At 49.7% G+C, this 19,538-nt stretch carries 19 protein-coding genes; 14 read left to right on the forward strand and 5 right to left on the reverse strand.

The window, feature by feature from the left end:
- Window position 1: 1 nt before the first annotated feature.
- The 4 genes from K9N75_RS00875 (at window position 2) to uvrD (ending at window position 4,590) form a co-directional block, all read left to right on the forward strand.
- Complete coding sequence (locus tag K9N75_RS00875) at window positions 2–706, forward strand: DUF484 domain-containing protein (RefSeq protein ID WP_004089291.1); 705 nt, start codon at window positions 2–4, stop codon at window positions 704–706.
- Window positions 703–1,614 (forward strand): tyrosine recombinase XerC, encoded by a 912-nt coding sequence (xerC, locus tag K9N75_RS00880; protein WP_039189815.1) that lies wholly within the window; start codon window positions 703–705, stop codon window positions 1,612–1,614. The genes K9N75_RS00875 and xerC overlap by 4 nt, the downstream gene beginning before the upstream one ends.
- Window positions 1,614–2,342: a 5-amino-6-(5-phospho-D-ribitylamino)uracil phosphatase YigB gene (gene yigB, locus K9N75_RS00885; RefSeq protein ID WP_130955424.1), complete on the forward strand. Its 729-nt coding sequence runs from the start codon at window positions 1,614–1,616 to the stop codon at window positions 2,340–2,342. Before xerC ends, yigB begins: the two co-directional genes overlap by 1 nt.
- A gap of 85 nt (window positions 2,343–2,427) precedes the next feature.
- Window positions 2,428–4,590 (forward strand): DNA helicase II, encoded by a 2,163-nt coding sequence (uvrD, locus tag K9N75_RS00890; protein ID WP_004089297.1) that lies wholly within the window; start codon window positions 2,428–2,430, stop codon window positions 4,588–4,590.
- Window positions 4,591–4,648: 58 nt separating this feature from the next.
- Here the strand turns inward: uvrD and K9N75_RS00895 are convergent, their stop codons facing one another.
- A complete protein-coding gene (locus K9N75_RS00895; RefSeq protein WP_166712855.1) occupies window positions 4,649–5,122 on the reverse strand; it encodes a WbuC family cupin fold metalloprotein in 474 nt (157 codons plus the stop codon).
- 477 nt (window positions 5,123–5,599) lie between these two features.
- Between K9N75_RS00895 and corA the strand changes: the two genes are divergently transcribed.
- Window positions 5,600–6,550 (forward strand): magnesium/cobalt transporter CorA, encoded by a 951-nt coding sequence (gene corA, locus K9N75_RS00900; protein ID WP_008815853.1) that lies wholly within the window; start codon window positions 5,600–5,602, stop codon window positions 6,548–6,550.
- Window positions 6,551–6,600: 50 nt separating this feature from the next.
- Here the strand turns inward: corA and rarD are convergent, their stop codons facing one another.
- A complete protein-coding gene (rarD, locus tag K9N75_RS00905; RefSeq protein WP_130961360.1) occupies window positions 6,601–7,491 on the reverse strand; it encodes an EamA family transporter RarD in 891 nt (296 codons plus the stop codon).
- Between the two features lie 134 nt (window positions 7,492–7,625).
- Complete coding sequence (locus K9N75_RS00910; protein WP_008815855.1) at window positions 7,626–8,096, reverse strand: thioesterase family protein; 471 nt, start codon at window positions 8,094–8,096, stop codon at window positions 7,626–7,628.
- A gap of 188 nt (window positions 8,097–8,284) precedes the next feature.
- On the opposite strand from K9N75_RS00910, the gene pldA reads away from it, so the two are divergent.
- Window positions 8,285–9,163, forward strand: coding sequence for a phospholipase A (gene pldA / locus K9N75_RS00915; protein WP_130974498.1), 879 nt, complete (start codon window positions 8,285–8,287; stop codon window positions 9,161–9,163).
- A 95-nt stretch (window positions 9,164–9,258) separates the two neighbouring features.
- Window positions 9,259–11,097: an ATP-dependent DNA helicase RecQ gene (gene recQ / locus K9N75_RS00920; RefSeq protein ID WP_008815857.1), complete on the forward strand. Its 1,839-nt coding sequence runs from the start codon at window positions 9,259–9,261 to the stop codon at window positions 11,095–11,097.
- Window positions 11,098–11,170: 73 nt separating this feature from the next.
- On the opposite strand, the gene K9N75_RS00925 is transcribed toward recQ, so the two are convergent.
- Window positions 11,171–12,013 (reverse strand): 23S rRNA (adenine(2030)-N(6))-methyltransferase RlmJ, encoded by an 843-nt coding sequence (locus K9N75_RS00925; protein WP_008815858.1) that lies wholly within the window; start codon window positions 12,011–12,013, stop codon window positions 11,171–11,173.
- Window positions 12,014–12,261: 248 nt separating this feature from the next.
- On the opposite strand from K9N75_RS00925, the gene K9N75_RS00930 reads away from it, so the two are divergent.
- From K9N75_RS00930 to rsmJ, 4 genes are all read left to right on the forward strand, one after another.
- Window positions 12,262–12,672 carry a DUF6973 domain-containing protein gene (locus K9N75_RS00930; protein WP_082919486.1) on the forward strand — a complete coding sequence of 137 codons (411 nt, stop codon included), beginning with the start codon at window positions 12,262–12,264 and terminating at the stop codon, window positions 12,670–12,672.
- A complete protein-coding gene (locus tag K9N75_RS00935; protein ID WP_130976031.1) occupies window positions 12,659–13,024 on the forward strand; it encodes a hypothetical protein in 366 nt (121 codons plus the stop codon). Before K9N75_RS00930 ends, K9N75_RS00935 begins: the two co-directional genes overlap by 14 nt.
- 215 nt (window positions 13,025–13,239) lie before the next feature.
- A complete protein-coding gene (gene prlC / locus K9N75_RS00940; protein ID WP_008815859.1) occupies window positions 13,240–15,282 on the forward strand; it encodes an oligopeptidase A in 2,043 nt (680 codons plus the stop codon).
- Window positions 15,266–16,036 carry a 16S rRNA (guanine(1516)-N(2))-methyltransferase RsmJ gene (rsmJ, locus tag K9N75_RS00945; RefSeq protein WP_375374036.1) on the forward strand — a complete coding sequence of 257 codons (771 nt, stop codon included), beginning with the start codon at window positions 15,266–15,268 and terminating at the stop codon, window positions 16,034–16,036. Before prlC ends, rsmJ begins: the two co-directional genes overlap by 17 nt.
- Window positions 16,037–16,091: 55 nt before the next feature.
- Here the strand turns inward: rsmJ and K9N75_RS00950 are convergent, their stop codons facing one another.
- Entirely contained in the window at window positions 16,092–16,370 is a 279-nt protein-coding gene (locus K9N75_RS00950) for a hypothetical protein (RefSeq protein WP_061059339.1), read from the reverse strand.
- Window positions 16,371–16,558: 188 nt separating this feature from the next.
- Between K9N75_RS00950 and K9N75_RS00955 the strand changes: the two genes are divergently transcribed.
- From K9N75_RS00955 to rhtC, 3 genes are all read left to right on the forward strand, one after another.
- Window positions 16,559–17,275, forward strand: a complete 717-nt coding sequence (locus K9N75_RS00955) for a response regulator transcription factor (RefSeq protein WP_008815862.1) — start codon at window positions 16,559–16,561, stop codon at window positions 17,273–17,275.
- On the forward strand, window positions 17,276–18,745 hold the full coding sequence (locus K9N75_RS00960; protein WP_224452130.1) for a sensor histidine kinase: 1,470 nt from the start codon (window positions 17,276–17,278) through the stop codon (window positions 18,743–18,745).
- A gap of 71 nt (window positions 18,746–18,816) precedes the next feature.
- Window positions 18,817–19,440 carry a threonine export protein RhtC gene (gene rhtC, locus K9N75_RS00965; RefSeq protein ID WP_004089331.1) on the forward strand — a complete coding sequence of 208 codons (624 nt, stop codon included), beginning with the start codon at window positions 18,817–18,819 and terminating at the stop codon, window positions 19,438–19,440.
- Window positions 19,441–19,538 lie beyond the last annotated feature (98 nt).

The following is a 19,538-nucleotide window of genomic DNA, read 5'->3' on the forward strand; positions in this document are numbered from 1 at the left end:
TATGAGCGACATCGAAGATCGGGTATTGGACAATCTGGCGCTAAATGATGCACAGGTGATGGAGTATCTGCTACAGAACCCTGACTTCTTCATTCGTAATGCGCGCAATGTGGAACAGATGCAGGTTCCCCACCCGGTGCGCGGTGCTGTTTCATTAGTTGAATGGCAGTTGAATCGACAACGTCAGCATATCTTCAATCTGGAAGAAGAGATCACGTTGCTGATGGAACAGGCCAGTGCCAATGAAGTTTTATTTAATCGTTTGTTAGAGTTACAAGGCCATTTGGCAGGGGCTGACAGCCTCTCTGATTTCCTCCAGCGCTTTAATCGCTGGGCACGTTCTCTCGGGCTGGCAGGCGCGAATATCCGTTTGTTTAGCGACAAATGGTATCTGAATGCGCCATCTGATTTTGCTCATTTAGCTCTTTCACGCAATGACTTTGAGATGATGCGGATCCAACGGCTCGGCAATCAGAACCACTATCTCGGGACGTTGAACGGTCCTGAACTGCTGCTAGTATTACCGCAGGCCAAAATGGTGGGCTCGGTGGCGCTATCTCTGATGGGCGAATTTGGTGATTTAGGGCTAATTATCTTTAGTAGCCGTGACAGCCATCATTATCAGCAAGGTCAGGGCACTGTGTTGCTCGATCAGCTTGCTTTGCTGATGCCGGGGCTAATAAGCCGATGGATTGAACGCCAATGAGCGTAGAAACTCAGACGTTAGCGTTGCCCGTTGAGGCGTTTCTGCGTTTTTTGCGCGTCGAGCGCCAGCTTAGCCCACATACGATTGAAAGCTATCATCATCAGTTGATGGCGATTATTGAGATTATTTCGGCCTCGGGTCTACGTGACTGGCGGCAGCTTGATTCCAATCAGGTACGCATGATTACTGCGCGTAGCAAACGCATGGGGCTGGAGGCTGCCAGTATTGCGCTTCGCCTCTCCTCGTTGCGCAGCTTTCTCGATTGGCAAGTCAGCCAAGGTGTCATGTCTGTAAATCCAGCCAAGGGGATTAGCGCCCCCAAACAAGCGCGTCATTTACCTAAAAATCTCGACGTTGATGACGTCAACCGACTGCTGGAGATTGATTCCAGCGATCCTCTTGCCGTTCGCGATCGCACCATGCTTGAGGTGATGTACGGTGCAGGCCTCCGTCTATCCGAGCTGGTAGGGCTCGACTGTCGTCACATGAATATGGCTTCGGGCGAAGTCTGGGTGCTGGGGAAAGGGAGTAAAGAGCGTAAACTACCCATTGGTCGCACCGCGATCCATTGGTTAGAGCAGTGGCTACCATTGCGTGAAATTTACGATCCGGTTGATGATGCGGTTTTTGTATCCAAATTGGGAAAGCGAATTTCTGTGCGCAGCGTACAGAAGCGGTTCGCCGAATGGGGCGTTAAACAGGGCGTCACCAGCCATATCAACCCGCATAAACTACGCCACTCGTTTGCAACGCACATGCTAGAGTCCAGCGGCGACCTGCGTGCGGTGCAAGAGCTTCTTGGTCACGCCAATCTGACGACGACCCAAATCTATACCCACCTCGATTTCCAACATTTGGCGAAGGTGTACGATGCGGCGCATCCACGCGCTAAACGAGGAAAATCCTGATGTATTCGAATCTCCATTTTTATCGCCCGCTCAAAGCGATTGCGGCTTTCACCTTTGATCTTGATGATACGCTGTATGATAACCATCCGGTCATCATGCGTACCGAGCGGGAATCATTGGCATTTTTACAGCAAAATTTTGAACCGTTACGCGAGTGGCAAAGTGCAGACTGGCAGCATTTACGCTCAGAACTCCGCGCCAAAGACCCAGAAATTTGTCACGATGTGACCGCATGGCGCTGGCAAGCGGTGTATTTAGCGCTAACACGCGGCGGCTTTAGTGAAGCGCAGGCTAGCGCGGGTGCTGATTCTGCAATGGAAAATTTTGCTCACTGGCGCAGCCAGATTACGGTACCGGAATCTACGCATACCACGCTGCGAGCGTTGGCAGAAAAGGTTCCTTTGGCAGCCATTACTAACGGTAACGCCGATCCGACATTGTTTGGCCTCGCTGATTACTTTGCGTTTATTCTACGTTCAGGTCCAGACGGTCGCTCAAAGCCTCATGACGACATGTACCGTACGGCCCAGCAACGTTTGAATGTTCCAATGACTCATATTCTGCATGTCGGCGACGATCTCACTACGGACGTGGCTGGCGCGATACGCAGCGGCATGCAGGCTTGCTGGATCAACGACCGTGAACGTAGCTTAACCACGGCCTCAGATAGCCGTTTGTTACCTCACGTTGAGATTTCACGGTTGGATTCGCTCACCGCGCTGATATAATCTCCAATAATCTGTATAAATTCCCAGTGAAAAAGACGTATTTCGTTTAACGAAGCGCCTATTTCCCCATTTTAAAACGGTGCCTATGGACGTTTCCGATCTGCTCAACAGCCTTAATGATAAACAACGCGAAGCCGTTGCTGCACCGCGCAGCAATCTTCTGGTGCTGGCTGGAGCCGGAAGCGGCAAAACTCGCGTGCTGGTACATCGCATCGCGTGGTTGTTGTCGGTAGAAAACTGTTCGCCATACTCAATTATGGCGGTAACGTTCACCAACAAAGCGGCTGCAGAAATGCGCCACCGTATCGAGCACCTGATTGGTACGAGCCAAGGCGGGATGTGGATTGGTACTTTCCACGGTTTAGCACACCGCTTACTGCGCGCGCATCATTTGGATGCTAATTTGCCGCAGGATTTCCAAATTCTCGACAGCGACGACCAACTGCGTTTGCTCAAGCGGATTGTTAAAGCGCTTAATCTTGACGAGAAACAGTGGCCGCCGCGTCAGGGCATGTGGTACATCAACAATAAAAAAGATGATGGCCTACGCCCGCAACATATCGAAAGCTATGGCAATCCGGTAGAACAAACCTGGTTGCGTGTCTATCAGGCATATCAAGAGGCTTGCGACCGCGCAGGTTTAGTCGATTTCGCCGAGCTGCTGCTTCGCGCTCATGAGCTGTGGCTCAACAAACCGCAAATTCTCAATCATTACCGTGAACGCTTCACCAATATTTTGGTGGACGAATTTCAAGATACTAACCGCATTCAATACGCTTGGATCCAAATGCTGGCCGGTAATACGGGCAAAGTGATGATCGTGGGGGATGATGACCAGTCAATCTACGGCTGGCGCGGTGCGCAGGTAGAAAACATCCAACGTTTTCTGGATGATTTTCCCGGTGCAGAAACTATTCGTTTGGAACAGAACTACCGTTCAACCAGCAATATTTTGAAAGCAGCCAATGCCCTGATTGAAAACAACGACGGGCGTTTGGGGAAAAAACTGTGGACGGAAGACGGCGACGGCGAAAAGATTTCGCTCTACTGTGCATTTAACGAATTAGATGAATCACGTTTTGTGGTCAATCGCATCAAAGCGTGGCAGGACAACGGCGGTTCCCTGAATGACTGCGCAATTCTGTATCGCAGCAACGCCCAATCACGCGTATTGGAAGAAGCACTGCTACAGGTTGCGATGCCATACCGTATTTATGGTGGGCAGCGGTTCTTTGAACGTCAGGAAATCAAGGATGCGTTGGCTTATTTACGCCTAATTTCTAACCGTAATGACGATGCAGCCTATGAGCGCGTGGTAAATACGCCAACGCGTGGGATTGGCGATCGCACTCTCGACGTGATTCGTCAGGCAGCGCGAGATCGCCAACTGACGTTATGGCAGGCGACCCATGAGCTCATCCAAGAAAAAGTATTTGCAGGCCGCGCATCGGGAGCACTACAGCGCTTCATCGAGCTGATTGATGCTCTGGCAAGTGATACGGCGGATATGCCGCTGCATGTACAAACGGATCGGGTGGTACGTGATTCTGGTTTGCGCCAGATGTATGAGCAGGAAAAGGGCGAAAAAGGCCAGACGCGTATTGAGAACTTGGAAGAGCTGGTGACCGCAACGCGTCAGTACAGCTACGAGGATGAAGACGAAGACTTGCTGCCATTGCAGGCATTCCTATCACATGCAGCGCTTGAGGCCGGTGAAGGGCAGGCAGACGCCTATCAGGACGCCGTTCAACTGATGACGTTGCACTCGGCGAAAGGTTTAGAGTTTCCTCAGGTATTTATCGTGGGAATGGAAGAGGGGATGTTCCCAAGCCAAATGTCGCTGGACGAAGGTGGACGTTTGGAAGAGGAGCGCCGTTTGGCCTACGTTGGCGTAACGCGAGCGATGCGCAAGCTAACGATAACCTATGCGGAAACTCGCCGGCTGTATGGAAAAGAGGTTTACCACCGCCCTTCTCGTTTCATTGGTGAATTGCCGGAAGAGTGCGTGGAGGAGGTTCGTCTGCGAGCCAGCGTTACACGTCCGGTAAAACATGCCAGCATGGGGACGCCAATTAGTGCTAACGACAGCGGATTCAAGCTGGGGCAGCGCGTTAAACATGCCACCTTTGGTGAAGGTACGGTAATCAATTTGGAAGGCAGCGGAGAACATAGCCGTCTACAGATTGCGTTTCAGGGCGAAGGCATCAAGTGGCTGGTTGCCGCCTATGCCAAACTAGAGGCTATGTAACCATTTTCTGTCATCCTAGCTCTTTTTACTGTGTATGGAGCTAGGATGAATCAGCTAATCAGCCGCAGTATTTATCCCCAATTTGCGCTTGTGCGTACCACGTCATGAGTTCCTGAGTCCCTGTCTCTCCTTCGGCTGGAGCCCAAGGTGCAGAATCTTGCTCACTGACTGACACATAGCCACCGTGTTTAACCTCAAAAATCACGCCACCGTTATCCAGAGACAGCACTGAATGCCATGTGCCTGCATCCATTTCTAATGCGACACACTCTTCGCCTAATACCACGCGACGAGTCACGGTGCCGTTTTCATCAAAGTTTAGTACGAGAAAGCGCCCACTCAGTGGTAGCAGGAGTTCAAAGGTATGCGGATGGCGGTGTGGACGAATGTAGGTGCCAGGCTCCATGGCAATCGCGAGTCGTTGCACGGGATCGCTCAGTTCGGGATGGAAATTGCGATGGGCACGTAATCGAGGAGCCGCTGCTGCCGTGGCGCTTTGCTGTTTCAGGTCATCAAAAGTGATTTGTTTCATTGGGTTTACCTGATTTTAGGACTTGTAGAGTCCATATGATGGATGCTTTGGTATAAGGTAATAGAAGGGCGTATTTAACGATATAATTTTTATGTGACAGCCTTTATGCAAATGCGGTGGTGAGGGCGAGACTCATAAATATTTTGGTATGAAACATCCTGAGCGAATAATGTTCTGTAATTACTCACAACGCCAGTTGACAGGCTTTTTCGTATCGGCGTAACATGCGCGCACTATTATCTGTGAGGACATACGCCTTGGACACACCCAGTAGATACTGGCTCAATGAACCCGTTTGCGGGTACAACTTCTAAGGCTATCCACTTATGCTGATAGCCTTCGTGGTTGTCAGCGACCTCTTTATGTCGCTATGAGTCAGATCTGATATGGTCTGAAACAGCTAGGTGACGCTACCCCTCGTTTGTTTCCTGTGCTCCATGCGTGATCCTTAATGTCACCGCAACGGAGTTTAAAAGCATGCTAAGTGCATTTAGATTAGACAACAGCCGCTTATCCCGTCTGGAGCTGGATGACACGGAAGATCTGACATCATCTTTGTGGGTCGATTTGGTCGAGCCGGAAGAAGATGAGCGTCAACGAGTTCAAGATGAGCTAGGGCAAAGTCTGGCAACTCGCCCAGAGTTGGATGATATCGAAGCATCTGCACGTTTCTTTGAAGATGAAGACGGCCTGCATATTCACTCATTCTTCTATTATGAAGATGCGGAAGATCACGCGGGTAACTCCACCGTGGCATTTACCATCCGCGATGGTCGCTTGTATACGCTACGCGAGCGTGAGCTTCCGGCATTTCGCTTGTATCGCATGCGGGCGCGAAACCAGATGCTGGCCGATGGCAATGCCTATGAGCTGTTGCTCGATCTGTTCGAAACTAAAATTGAGCAGTTAGCGGATGAAATCGAAAACATCTACAGCGATTTGGAAAAGCTAAGCCGCGTCATCATGGAAGGCCATCAGGGTGATGAGTACGATGAGGCACTTTCGACGCTGGCAGAACTGGAAGATATCGGTTGGAAAGTGCGTTTGTGTTTGATGGATACCCAGCGAGCACTTAACTTCTTAGTTCGTAAAGCACGTTTGCCCGCTAGCCAGTTAGAACAGGCGCGCGAAGTGCTGCGAGATATCGAATCCCTGCTGCCACACAACGAATCCCTGTTCCAGAAAGTCAACTTCTTGATGCAGGCGGCAATGGGCTTTATCAACATTGAGCAGAACCGCATCATCAAGATCTTCTCGGTGGTTTCCGTGGTGTTCCTGCCACCGACGCTGGTGGCATCCAGCTATGGTATGAACTTTGAGTTCATGCCGGAGCTGAAATGGTCGTTCGGTTATCCGGGGGCGATTGGCTTGATGTTGTTGGCAGGACTTGCGCCGTATTTATATTTCAAACGTAAAAACTGGCTGTAACCCGCAGTATTTCCTCTCACCCCTCCCCTTGATGGGGAGGGATATCCGCGTTAGTTCCGCAACTTTCTCTGCGTATACAGTGCATCCAGAATAAACAGCAACAGCGCCGCCCAGATAAAGCCGAAGGCAACTAATTTATCCTGCGTCATCTGCTCGTTGTAGAACGTAATGGCCAGAATAAACATCAGCGTTGGGCCAAGGTACTGGAAGAAGCCTAGCGTAGATAAACGTAGACGCGTTGCAGCAGCGGTGAAGAACAGCAGTGGAATCGTCGTGACAATACCCGCAGCGATTAGCAGCAGGTTAAGTGAGATTGGGTTTGCGCTCAGGTGACTGGTCGCACTGTCAGCGATGCCAAATAGATAAATAGCTGCAATTGGCAGTAACCACAGGGTTTCAATTAGCATGCCGGTTTGAGCATCAACCGCGATTTTCTTACGAATCAAACCATAAAATGCAAAGCTGAAGGCCAGCCCAAGTGAAATAACTGGCACCGAGCCAAATTTCCACAGCTGAATGAGCACACCACAAACGGCAAGAGCTAACGCGATCCACTGCATCCGGCGGAAGCGCTCACCGAGGAAAACCACCCCGAGCAAAACGTTTACCAGCGGATTAATAAAGTATCCGAGGCTGGCCTCTAGCATATGATTATTGTTTACCGCCCAGATAAACAGCAACCAGTTGCCGCCGATTAAACAGGCGCTAAGTGCCAGCAAGCCGATCTTGGCAGGCGTTTTGGCCAGAGCGCGAACCTTAGACCAGTTTTTGCTCAATGAAAGCAAGACCAGCATGAAGAAGAATGACCAGATTACGCGGTGGGTCAGGATTTCAGTGGGGGGGACCTGCTGAATCAGCTTGAAATAAGCAGGTGCTATGCCCCAGATAAAATAGGCAGCCAGAGCAAACAGAATGCCATGACGAGTTTGTTGCGAATCCATGAAACACTTCCGAAAAAATGAATAGGCGCTGAGTCTACTGTATTTTCTCGGAATGTTTCATAGTGGTAACGAAGATGATCCTATTAACCCTAACTTATCCCAAGATTTCGTGAGAAACCGGTAAAAAATGCTGCCTAACCGACCATATACGTGGCGGTCGCTGAAGCGATATGGAGGTTTTGTTCGTTGTGGAGTTCTACACGCGCTACGGCGACTTTATTACCGGCACGTAATAGGCTGCCGCTGGCGGTGAAACGCTCACCGCGTCCAGGGCGCAGATAGTCTACCCGCATATCGATGGTGCCCATTTTCGATAGCCGAGCCAACAACTCCTCTTGTGTTATTTCATCGTGGCGCAGCAGCGCGGAACCCACGCAAACCAGCCCAGCGCATACGTCTAGCACCGATGCGATAACGCCGCCGTGTAAAATCTTCTGATGCGCATTGCCCACTAACATCTCTTTGGAATCGAAAACCAGCTCGGCATAGTCTGCTTCGAAGCGCTGAAGTTCTAAACCCAGAGAGCGGTTAAACGGCATGTGGTAAACGAAGATTTCACTAATCAGGGCGCTAGCTTTTTCACGGGTTAAAAAAGTGGGAGACATGGAACGTTCCTTTCTTTCGCAGATGACATACAAACGTTATTGTTAATTTTATGTTGATATTATGCTTAATGATTGTTTGTTTCCAGCGCCAATAAGAATGATGAACGTTCACGCAGCGCCCCTTCCGTGTAGAATGTCGCCTTTGAATCATTTATGGCGTAACTATTTTCCTCGAAGGGGTATCAATAATGCGGATGGGATGGATGATGTTAGCGGGACTGCTAGCAGTTCCTGCGGCGGTTCAGGCGGAAGAGGCTACGGTAAAGCAGGTTCACGATAAGCCATTGGTGAAAGGTAGCATTATTGCGAACATGTTACTTGAACACGATAACCCATTCACGCTTTACCCTTATGATACGAACTACCTGCTCTACACTGAAACGAGCGACGTGAATAAAGAAGCTATTCAGTCGTATGATTGGGCAGATGACGCACGTAAAGATGAAGTTAAATTTCAGTTGAGTTTGGCCTTCCCTCTCATTCGGGGTATCGCGGGCGATAATTCGGTGTTAGGGATGTCCTATACTCAGCGCTCGTGGTGGCAGGCCTTCAACCGCAGTGCTTCTTCTCCCTTCCGCGAGACAAACTACGAGCCACAGCTGTTTGTTGGCTGGTCGACGGACTACCAGCTCGGTGACTGGACTCTGCGTGATATTGAAACGGGCTTTAATCATCAGTCTAACGGGCGCTCCGATCCCACCTCGCGCAGTTGGAACCGCGTTTATGCGCGCCTGATGGCGCAAAATGGTAACTTCCAGGCGCAGATTAAACCGTGGTATCGCATCCCTGAAAGCAGTAGCAAAGATGATAATCCAGATATCACCAAGTATATGGGCTATTACGAAGCCCAGATCGGTTATCAATGGGGAGAAAGCGTTTTGACGGCGAAGGGGCACTATAACTGGAATACCGGCTATGGTGGTGGTGAGTTGGGCTGGAGCTACCCGTTGACCAAGAGTGTTCGTTTTTATACTCAGCTATTTAGCGGCTATGGTGAGTCGATGATTGACTATAACTTCAATCAAACTCGCTTCGGCGTCGGTATTATGCTCAACGATTTTATGTAATTTGTAATCAGCGCACATCCGCTAACGACAAAACCGGTGCATACGCCTAAAATAGCGCCGGTATTTACTATCACCCCCTTTGGTTGAGGAGCAGCGTGGCAACGGCAGCAGTTATCAACGCAGAAATGCTGGCAGAACAGGTTTTGCGCGATACGTTCGGGTATCAGCAATTCCGTCCTGGGCAGCAAACGATTATCAATGCTGCGATCGCTGGCCGGGATTGTCTGGTTGTGATGCCAACCGGAGGCGGCAAGTCTCTGTGTTATCAGATCCCTGCGTTAGTTATGGATGGCTTAACGCTGGTGGTTTCACCGTTGATTTCCCTGATGAAAGATCAGGTCGATCAGCTACAGGCCAACGGTGTGAGCGCTGCGTGTCTTAACTCCACGCAAAACCGTGAACAGCAACAGGAAGTTTACGCTGGGTGTCGCAGCGGAGCGATAAAGCTGCTGTATATCGCGCCAGAGCGGTTGATGATGGATAACTTCCTCGATCAACTTCCCCACTGGAACCCCTCGTTGCTTGCGGTCGATGAAGCGCATTGTATTTCGCAGTGGGGACATGATTTCCGCCCTGAATATAGCGCGTTAGGTCTAATAAAACAGCGTTTCCCTGATATTCCGGTTATCGCGTTAACCGCGACCGCTGACGATGCAACGCGTAATGATATTGAGCGTTTGCTATCGCTCAACGATCCTCTGGTGCAGGTCAGCAGCTTTGATCGCCCAAATATTCGTTACACCCTGATTGAAAAATTCAAACCGCTCGATCAGCTGATTCGTTTTGTTCAAGAACAGCGTGGAAAATCCGGCATTATCTACTGTAATAGCCGTGCGAAAGTGGAAGACACCACAGCCCGTCTGCAAAGCCGTGGTTTCAGCGTCGGAGCCTATCATGCAGGGCTCGATCACGAGCATCGCTCTTCGGTGCAAGACGCTTTTCAGCGTGATGATTTGCAGATTGTGGTGGCGACAGTGGCGTTTGGCATGGGGATCAACAAGCCTAACGTGCGCTTCGTGGTTCACTTTGATATTCCACGTAATATCGAAGCTTACTATCAGGAAACCGGTCGTGCTGGGCGCGATGGTTTACCTGCTGAAGCCGTGTTGCTTTACGATCCTGCCGATATGGCGTGGTTGCGTCGCTGTTTAGAAGAGAAACCTGAAGGGCAGCAAAAAGAGATCGAGCGCCATAAACTCAATGCGATGAATGCGTTTGCCGAAGCACAGACCTGTCGTCGTTTAGTTCTGCTGAATTACTTTGGGGAAGGGCGACAGGAATCGTGCGGCAACTGCGATATTTGTCTCGACCCACCCAAGCGTTACGATGGTTTGGAAGATGCGCAAAAAGCGCTGTCGGCGATTGCTCGCGTTGGACAGCGATTTGGTATTGGTTACGTGGTGGAAATTTTGCGCGGCGCAAACAATACCCGTATTCGCGAGTTCGGGCATGACAAACTCAAGGTTTATGGGCTAGGGCGCGATCACACTACTGAGCACTGGGTTAGCGTATTGCGTCAGCTCATTCATTTAGGATTAGTGACACAAAATATTGCTATGCATTCCGCGCTACAGCTAACAGAGTCTGCTCGTCCCGTGCTGCGCGGTGAAGTACCTTTGCAGCTAGCAGTTCCGCGCGTGATAAATCTCAAATCACGCAGCAGCAGTAGCCATGCCAGTAAAAATTACGGCGGAAACTATGATCGCAAGCTGTTTGCCAAATTGCGTAAGCTACGCAAAGCCATTGCCGATGAGGAAAACATTCCGCCATACGTGGTTTTCAACGATGCAACATTGTTAGAAATGGCCGAGCAGATGCCGATTCGTGCCAGCGAATTGCTGAGTATTAACGGTGTGGGGCAGCGTAAACTCGATCGTTTCGGTGCACCGTTTATGACGCTGATACGAGAGCACGTCGACGGTGATGATGAGTAGTCTTTAGGGGGAATTTCGTCTCCCCCAGTTCTTCCGAGGGAGACTTCCGTTATTTCTTACGTCTTACTTTTTCTTACTCAGGCACAATCCATTCCACTTTCGCGTGGCCAGTACCTTCAGGTACCAATACCTTGTGTAGCCAAGGCAGCACGTCGCGCATTTGCTGTTCCAGCTTCCACGGTGGGTTAATGACAATCATGCCGGAAGCGGTCATGCCGCGCTGATCGCTGTCTGGGCGGACCGCGAGCTCAATTTGCAGAATGCGACGGATACCGGTGTCTTGTAAATCGCGCGTCATTCGTTTGATCTGCTGACGCAGGACAACGGGATACCACAACGCATATACGCCAGTAGCGAAGCGCTTATAGCCTTCCTGAATACCTTTCACCACGTCCTGATAATCGGTTTTCATCTCGTACGGCGGATCGATTAGCACGAAACCACGGCGCGACAGTGGTGGCAGCTGTGATTTCAACTGTTGGTAACCGTCAGCTTTCATCACTTTTGCGCGCTCGTCTTTAGCGAATTCATTACGCAGGAGAGGGAAATCGGTCGGATGCAGTTCGGTCAGATGAATTTTGTCAAAATCGCGTAATAACTGACGAGCAATCAACGGCGAACCTGGGTAGTAACGCAGTTGCTCCCCGCGGTTAAAGTGTTTAACCGCGCTAAGATAGGCTTCCAGCTCGGCGGGAATATCGTCGCGCTGCCAGATACGAGCGATACCTTCTAGGTATTCACCCGTTTTTTCAGCATGCTCACCACTGAGCTGATAACGCCCCGCGCCGGAATGCGTGTCCAGATAAAGGAAAGGCTTATCCTTTTCTTTCAGCGATTCAATGATCAAACTCTGAACGGTATGTTTGAGGACATCGGCATGATTGCCGGCGTGAAAACTGTGGCGATAACTGAGCATAGTGAATTTAAACTTTCGTATATTCTAATAACTAAAACAAAATCATTAGGATAGGTAAATTAGGACCGTGACAAGGCACAGCGAGTCTGCTCTTTTGGGCTGCGGGCGTCGCGGCATGTCAGCAGATGACGGTTAAGTATAAACGGTATGGCGATGAAAGACTTTATGGATTATCGCATATTGGTTTTGTGATACAGATAAAGAATGGTCGAATCTTGAAAGCAGATAATTGTGTGACAAGGAATGCCATGCAAAAGGGATTTACAATGGGGTTATTGCAGCAATTTGATATGTTGAGTGAGTCGGAAAAATTATTTGTGGCGAGTTGTCCTTACAGCGCCCCGGTAATACGCTTCTCGGCAGATGAGGCGACGCAAAAAACTATCCAGATATTTGGTCACAATGGCCATAATGATATGTCTGATGCATTTAGGCATTGCTATTTCGCGGCTTTATTATCGAGGGATTTGGGGTATTACGACGCACTGGATTACCTCAACGCGCATGAGCGCTTTCCTAATAACCCGAGAGAAGAAAGGCGTATGGACATGGCTAATAACTATGTTGGTGCGGATATTGGACAAACACAAAGACCCAATAATGAGCTTGCAGAAATGTGCTTAAAAGCTGCGCAAGGAGGGAGACTTGTACATTTTTAGTATCATAGCCCTCGTACTAACGTTGTGTAGCTGTAAGGACTCTTCTAGCTTAGAACAGCTTAAACGCTATGGCTCAAGTCCATTTGATCAGCAACGCTGGAAGCTTTCTAAGCACCGGCTTGATATGGTGTGGCGTCTAGCTGTTGATCGCGATTTATGTACAAAAAGCACGTCACAGTTAGTCGATTTATTAGGCAATAGTGACGGGTATTTCATCAGTGAAAAATACCTGTCTTGGCAATTGTCCTCTCACCAGCAATTAGCGTTTAAAACGCAGCAACAAAGCCCTTATCCTGCGTTTTTTGCCATTACTTACGATAATCATGTTATGGAGCAGATTTCTTGCTCTTAGATGTATTTGGGCTTGTTGTGCCTCCTATCAAAGCGATTGAACCTACCAGCCATTGATTTTCGCTACACTTAACCTCATCTTAGATCTAAACACGAATTTTATACCGGTTGCTCGCAGAGTTGGGCGGCTGGTTGAATCTATTCATATGCCGCGTTGCTGCGGCTAAGACCGTTAACCTTCGTTGTTAATGGCAAAACTATACAGGACGCTTCCTTATGACCAATCCGTTACTGACGCCGTTCGAACTGCCACCCTTTTCTAAAATCAAACCTGAAGACATCGTTCCTGCGGTGAAAGCTGCACTGGCAGATTGTCGTGCTGAGGTTGAGCGCGTGGTCGCACAAGATGCGCCATTTACATGGGACAACCTGTGTCAGCCACTGGCTGAAGTTGATGACCGTTTGAGCCGTATCTTTTCTCCGGTCAGTCATTTGAATTCCGTACAAAATAGTCCAGAGCTGCGCGAAGCTTACGAACAGTGTTTACCTTTGCTGTCTGAGTATGGCACGTGGGTTGGACAACATGAGGGGCTATATCAAGCCTATCGTAGTCTGAAAGAGGGTGCCGGTTTTGCGGTACTCACCAAGCCGCAGAAGAAAGCGGTAGAAAATTCACTGCGCGATTTTGAACTGTCAGGCATCGGTTTACCGAAAGAGAAACAGCAGCGTTATGGTGAAATCATGGCGCGTTTGTCTGAGCTGGGTTCAGCATTTAGCAACAATGTGTTAGATGCCACTATGGGCTGGAGCAAGCTGATTACCGACGAAAAAGAGCTGTCGGGCCTACCTGAAAGTGCGATGGCTGCGGCGAAAGCGTTAGCAGAATCCAAAGAAAAAGAAGGGTGGTTACTCACTCTGGATATTCCGAGCTATTTGCCGGTTATGACCTATGCCGATAACCGTGAACTACGTCATGAGATGTATCAGGCGTTTACCACGCGGGCATCCGATCAAGGACCAAATGCAGGTCAGTGGGATAATAGCGAAATCATGGCTGAAACGCTGCAGTTGCGTCACGAACTTGCACAGCTGCTGGGCTTTAAATCCTATGCCGATAAATCATTGGCGACCAAAATGGCAGAGAACCCACAGCAGGTTCTGGCATTCCTCAACGATTTAGCTGAACGTGCTCGCCCACAGGGTGCTCAGGAATTAGCTGAGCTGCGTGAGTTTACCCGCAAGCACTATGATGTGACGGAGTTGGAAGCATGGGATATCACCTACTACAGCGAAAAACAGAAACAGCACCTTTACTCCATCAGCGATGAGCAACTGCGTCCTTACTTCCCTGAGCAGCGCGTATTAAGTGGTTTGTTCGAAGTAGTAAAACGCATTTACGGTATTACCGCTAAAGAACGCCATGATGTCGATGTGTGGAATTCTGAGGTACGTTTCTTTGAGCTGTATGATGAAACGGGCGAACTGCGCGGTAGCTTCTATCTTGACCTCTACGCGCGCGAACACAAGCGCGGCGGGGCATGGATGGATGATTGCGTTGGGCGTCTGCGTCGTGCCGACGGCAGCTTACAAAAACCGGTCGCTTATCTAACCTGTAACTTTAATCGCCCAATCGGCGATAAACCTGCGTTGTTCACTCACAATGAAGTGACAACGCTGTTCCATGAGTTTGGCCACGGTTTGCACCACATGCTAACCACCATTGAAACCGCGGGTGTTTCTGGCATTAACGGGGTGCCGTGGGATGCCGTCGAGCTGCCAAGCCAGTTCATGGAAAACTGGTGCTGGGAGCCAGAGGCGTTGGCGTTCATCTCAGGTCACTATCAGACCAATGAACCGTTGCCTCAGGAAATGTTAGATAAAATGCTGGCAGCGAAGAACTATCAGGCGGCGCTGTTTATCCTGCGTCAGCTCGAGTTCGGGATGTTCGACTTCCGTCTGCATACCGAGTTTGATCCTGCGCAGGGCGCTCGTATTCTTGAGACGTTGAAAGAGGTAAAAGCGTTGGTTGCAGTGATGCCATCGCCGAGCTGGGGACGTTTCCCACATGCCTTCAGCCATATTTTCGCTGGTGGTTATGCTGCTGGGTATTACAGCTATCTGTGGGCAGAATTGTTATCGGCTGATGCTTTCTCTCGTTTTGAAGAAGAAGGGATTTTCAACGTCGATACCGGTCGTGCGTTTCTCGACAATATCCTGTCGCAGGGCGGTTCAGATGAGCCAATGAATCTCTTCAAAAACTTCCGTGGCCGTGAGCCTAAAATCGATGCGATGCTGCGTCATTATGGCATCAAGGGCTAATTCGTTGAGTATTCAGTTATTGTTGGAAGAGGGCGCCGATAGCGGCGCCTTATCGCATTTAGCCGAACGTTGGGGACTGGTTCACGATCCTGAAGCGCTGATGGCGCTGGTATTAACGCCGGAACATTTGGAACTGCGTAAACTAGATGAACCTAAGCTAGGCGCGATTTTCGTCGATTTTGTTGCGGGAGCCATGGCTCATCGTCGCAAGTTTGGCGGTGGTCGTGGTGAAGCCGTCGCTAAAGCGGTAGGCATTAAAGGTAGCTATGTGCCGAGCGTTGTGGATGCTACCGCAGGGTTAGGCCGTGATGCCTACGTGTTAGCTTCCGTGGGTTGCCATGTACGAATGCTAGAGCGCCACCCCGTGGTGGCGGCTTTGCTCGATGACGGCTTGCAGCGTGGCTATGCCGATCCAGAGATTGGGGGTTGGCTACAAGAGCGTTTAACGCTGCTGCATGCGTCCAGTATTGATGCGTTGAAAGATCTCACGCCCGCGCCGGAAGTGGTTTATCTCGATCCGATGTATCCGCACAAACAGAAAAGTGCGTTAGTGAAGAAAGAGATGCGAGTGTTTCAATCATTGGTCGGGGCGGATTTGGATGCTGACGCATTGTTGGCGCCAGCGCGAGCTCTGGCCACGAAACGCATTGTGGTGAAGCGCCCTGATTATGCCCCTCCGCTGGCAGATGTTCCTGCGCATGCGGCGACCACAACCAAGAATCATCGCTTTGATATCTATACGCCGCTAAAGTGAATCTGGCGAGAATCCCTCTGCCTAGCCCCTTAATCGGGGCTAGGTCATTTAAGTTTTAGTACCCTGAACTCGTTTTTTTCATCGTATCTCCCGATTTCATCGGTTGTTTATCCATCTGGTCTTTGCTCATTTCATCTTGTTTTGGTGCTTCGCCTTTTTGCATGGCGTCCAGATGTTGCTTTTTCATTTCCTGCGGTTTTTTGCTGGTGTGATCCATTTTATGCGGATCGTTATGCATGCTTTTATCTGACGTGCTGGTTGAATCAGCGGCGAAAGCAAATCCAGTACCCATCAGTAAAGCGCTACACATCACGGTGGTAATGATTTTTTTCATGGTCAGATCCTTATCCAGTTATGGGGGCGAAGCCAGTATTGCCTTCACGTGTTCATTAAATCCTCACCGAGTTATAAATTATTTGTGATAACTCAGGACACAAACCCTGTGTAGACTGAATATATTCCCGTAGTCCTTCAAGATGCAGGTACTTGGGTATAAACCATCCAGCTTGGAGTGATAACGCGATGGAAGGAATGAAGCGAATTCTAATTGTAGAAGATGACTCACATATTGCCGATCTACTGGCTTTGCATCTACGCGATGAAGGCTATCAGATAGAACACGCCGCCGATGGTATTGCGGGGATGTCCATGTTAGAGCAAGGCGGCTGGGATGCGCTGATTCTGGACTTGATGCTGCCGGGAATTGATGGGCTCGATATTTGTCGCCGAGCCCGCAGCATGACGCGCTATACACCGATTATTATGATCAGCGCTCGTTCTAGCGAAGTTCATCGCGTTTTGGGACTAGAGCTGGGTGCTGATGACTATGTGGCTAAGCCTTTCTCCATGGTTGAGCTGGCTGCGCGAGTAAAAGCGCTATTTCGCCGTCAGGAGGCGATGAGCCGTAATCTCCAGATGGATGCAGGACGTTTGGATATGGCGGGTCTGACAATCGACCCTATTGCGCGTGCGGTGTGGATGAATCAGCAGCCTATCGATCTTACTCCGCGTGAGTTTGATCTCTTGTATTTTTTCGCCAAGAATCCAGACAAGGTGTTTTCGCGTTTGCAATTGCTTGATCAGGTCTGGGGTTATCAACATGATGGTTACGAACATACGGTGAACACCCACATCAACCGCCTACGAATCAAGATCGAAGCGGATCCCTCAGAGCCGCAATATATTCTGACTGTTTGGGGTTCTGGCTATAAATTTACGGCGTCGGGTGCGGGTAACTAAATGAATCGATTGAGTCTCTCTCAGCGTTTAACGCTCGTTTTTGCGCTGTTGCTGGTGGCTTGCTGCGCGGTATCTGGCTGGCTTCAGGTTCGCAGCAATACCCAATACAGCCAGCAGGTGATCCAGCGTTTATCGGTCAATCTTGCTCAGCACATCACTGAAAATAATAAACTTTTGGGACCACAAGGGCTGAATCCTGCGTCGGTGAAAAAGCTATTTGATCAGCTTATGTCGGTGAATCCGAGCGTCGAGGTTTATTTGTTAGATAAGCAAGGACACATCATCGGAGATGCCGCGCCGGAAGGGCGGATTAAACGCCGCGATGTGAATCTAAAACCTATCAATGCGCTGATGCAGGGGCAAAGCATGCCCGTTTTGGGGGATGATCCGCGCAGCATTGATGGGCAAAAGGTCTTTAGCGTCGCGCCACTGCAAGTCGATGGTAAAACCGAAGGATACTTATATGTTGTGCTGCTTGGTGAAGACTATGCTCGACTAGCCGATGATGCCCGAATGGGATCGGCGGCGCTAACGGCGTTTTGGTCGATGGGGTTGATTATGCTGTTTGGTTCTCTGGCTGGTTGGCTGGCTTTCCGCTGGGTGACTAAGCCGGTGCGTCAACTCACCCGTCAGGTGATCAAACTGGAACAGGAAGGGTTGGATTATGCGCGGGTCATGGCGCTAAGTGTGCCAGACGCTGACGTAAAAAGTAATGAGGTTACTCAGCTCAGACGTGCATTTGTTTTGATGGCCAAACGTATTGCCGAGCAGTGGAAAACCTTGGCGGAGCAGGATCAACAACGCCGTGAATTTATTGCCAATATTTCACATGATTTGCGAACGCCGCTGACGTCTTTACATGGGTATTTAGAAACGCTGTCGGTCAAGTCATCCAACTTGAGTGACGCTGAACGTAAACGTTATTTAGATATTGCACTCGCGCAGAGCCTGAAAGTAGGCCGTTTGGCACAAGAGCTGTTTGAGCTGGCGCGCTTAGAATATGGCGTAGTGAAGCCGCAAAAAGAGCGTATGTCGTTTAGTGAGCTGTTGCAGGATATTTTCCAAAAGTTTGAGCTTACGGCTGAAACCCGTCAGATTAGGCTTAGTGCGGATGTTCCTAAAGGTTTACCTCTGGTCAACGCTGATATCTACATGATGGAGCGCGTATTGACCAATCTTTTGGATAACGCAATCCGCCATACGCCTTCAGGCGGGTATATTGCGGTGAAACTTTGGCATCAAGACGGACAGATGTGGGTTCAACTGACCGACAGTGGTACAGGTATTCCTGAAGAGCTAAAAGCGGGATTATTTGAGCGTCCATCGTTGCTTTCAGGCGCGCGTCGCCAGTCGGCTGGAGGGCTTGGGCTAATGATTGTCAAACGCATGCTGCAACTGCATGACGGGGACATCATGTTGGTCAATGAGAATGAGCAGGGCGCTTGTTTTCGTTTAATGCTGCCAGTGTGAATTGCTCCCTTAATTATTATCACACTTGGTGGTAGCATGAATTTCCCTTCTAATTATAAGAGCTCACTCCGATGATGTTGTTTTTGACGGTGGCATTGGTTCATCTGGTGGCCTTGATGGCTCCAGGTCCTGACTTCTTTTTTGTTTCTCAAACGGCGGTTAGTCGCTCTCGCGCTGAAGCCATGCAGGGTGTTGTAGGGATTACACTGGGTATTGTTATTTGGGCTGCGGTGGCGCTGATGGGGCTGCATTTGCTGCTCATGAAAATGGCGTGGCTGCACAGCATTATTACCGTTGGCGGGGGCTTGTACCTGACATGGATGGGTTATCAGCTCTTAAAATCTGCGCGAGCCAAAGGACAGTTGGACAACAGCGATGAGGTTAACGTCACTCTACCAGCGCGTGGTAAAACCTTTTTACGTGGCTTCCTAACCAACTTATCTAACCCAAAAGCGGTTATTTATTTTGGCTCGGTGTTTTCCCTATTCGTCGGTGACAACGTCAGTACGCCTGAGCGCGTGGGATTATTTGTGATGATTGTGGCAGAAACCTTCGTATGGTTCAGCATCGTTGCCTCCGTGTTTGCTCTGCCGGTAATGCGTCGTGGCTATCAGCGTTTAGCTAAGTGGATCGACGGCGTTGCGGGCGTTCTGTTTATCGGCTTCGGTCTGCATCTAATTTTCTCGCGTTCATAATTCCATTGATTAATACATATACAAAGGCGGGCTGATTGATCGGTCCGCCTTTTGTGGTTTCTATTGAATAGAAAATTGATACTCAAGAAGTTAAGCCC

It is taken from the genome of Hafnia paralvei (assembly GCF_020150375.1).
GTDB classification, from domain to species: domain Bacteria; phylum Pseudomonadota; class Gammaproteobacteria; order Enterobacterales; family Enterobacteriaceae; genus Hafnia; species Hafnia paralvei.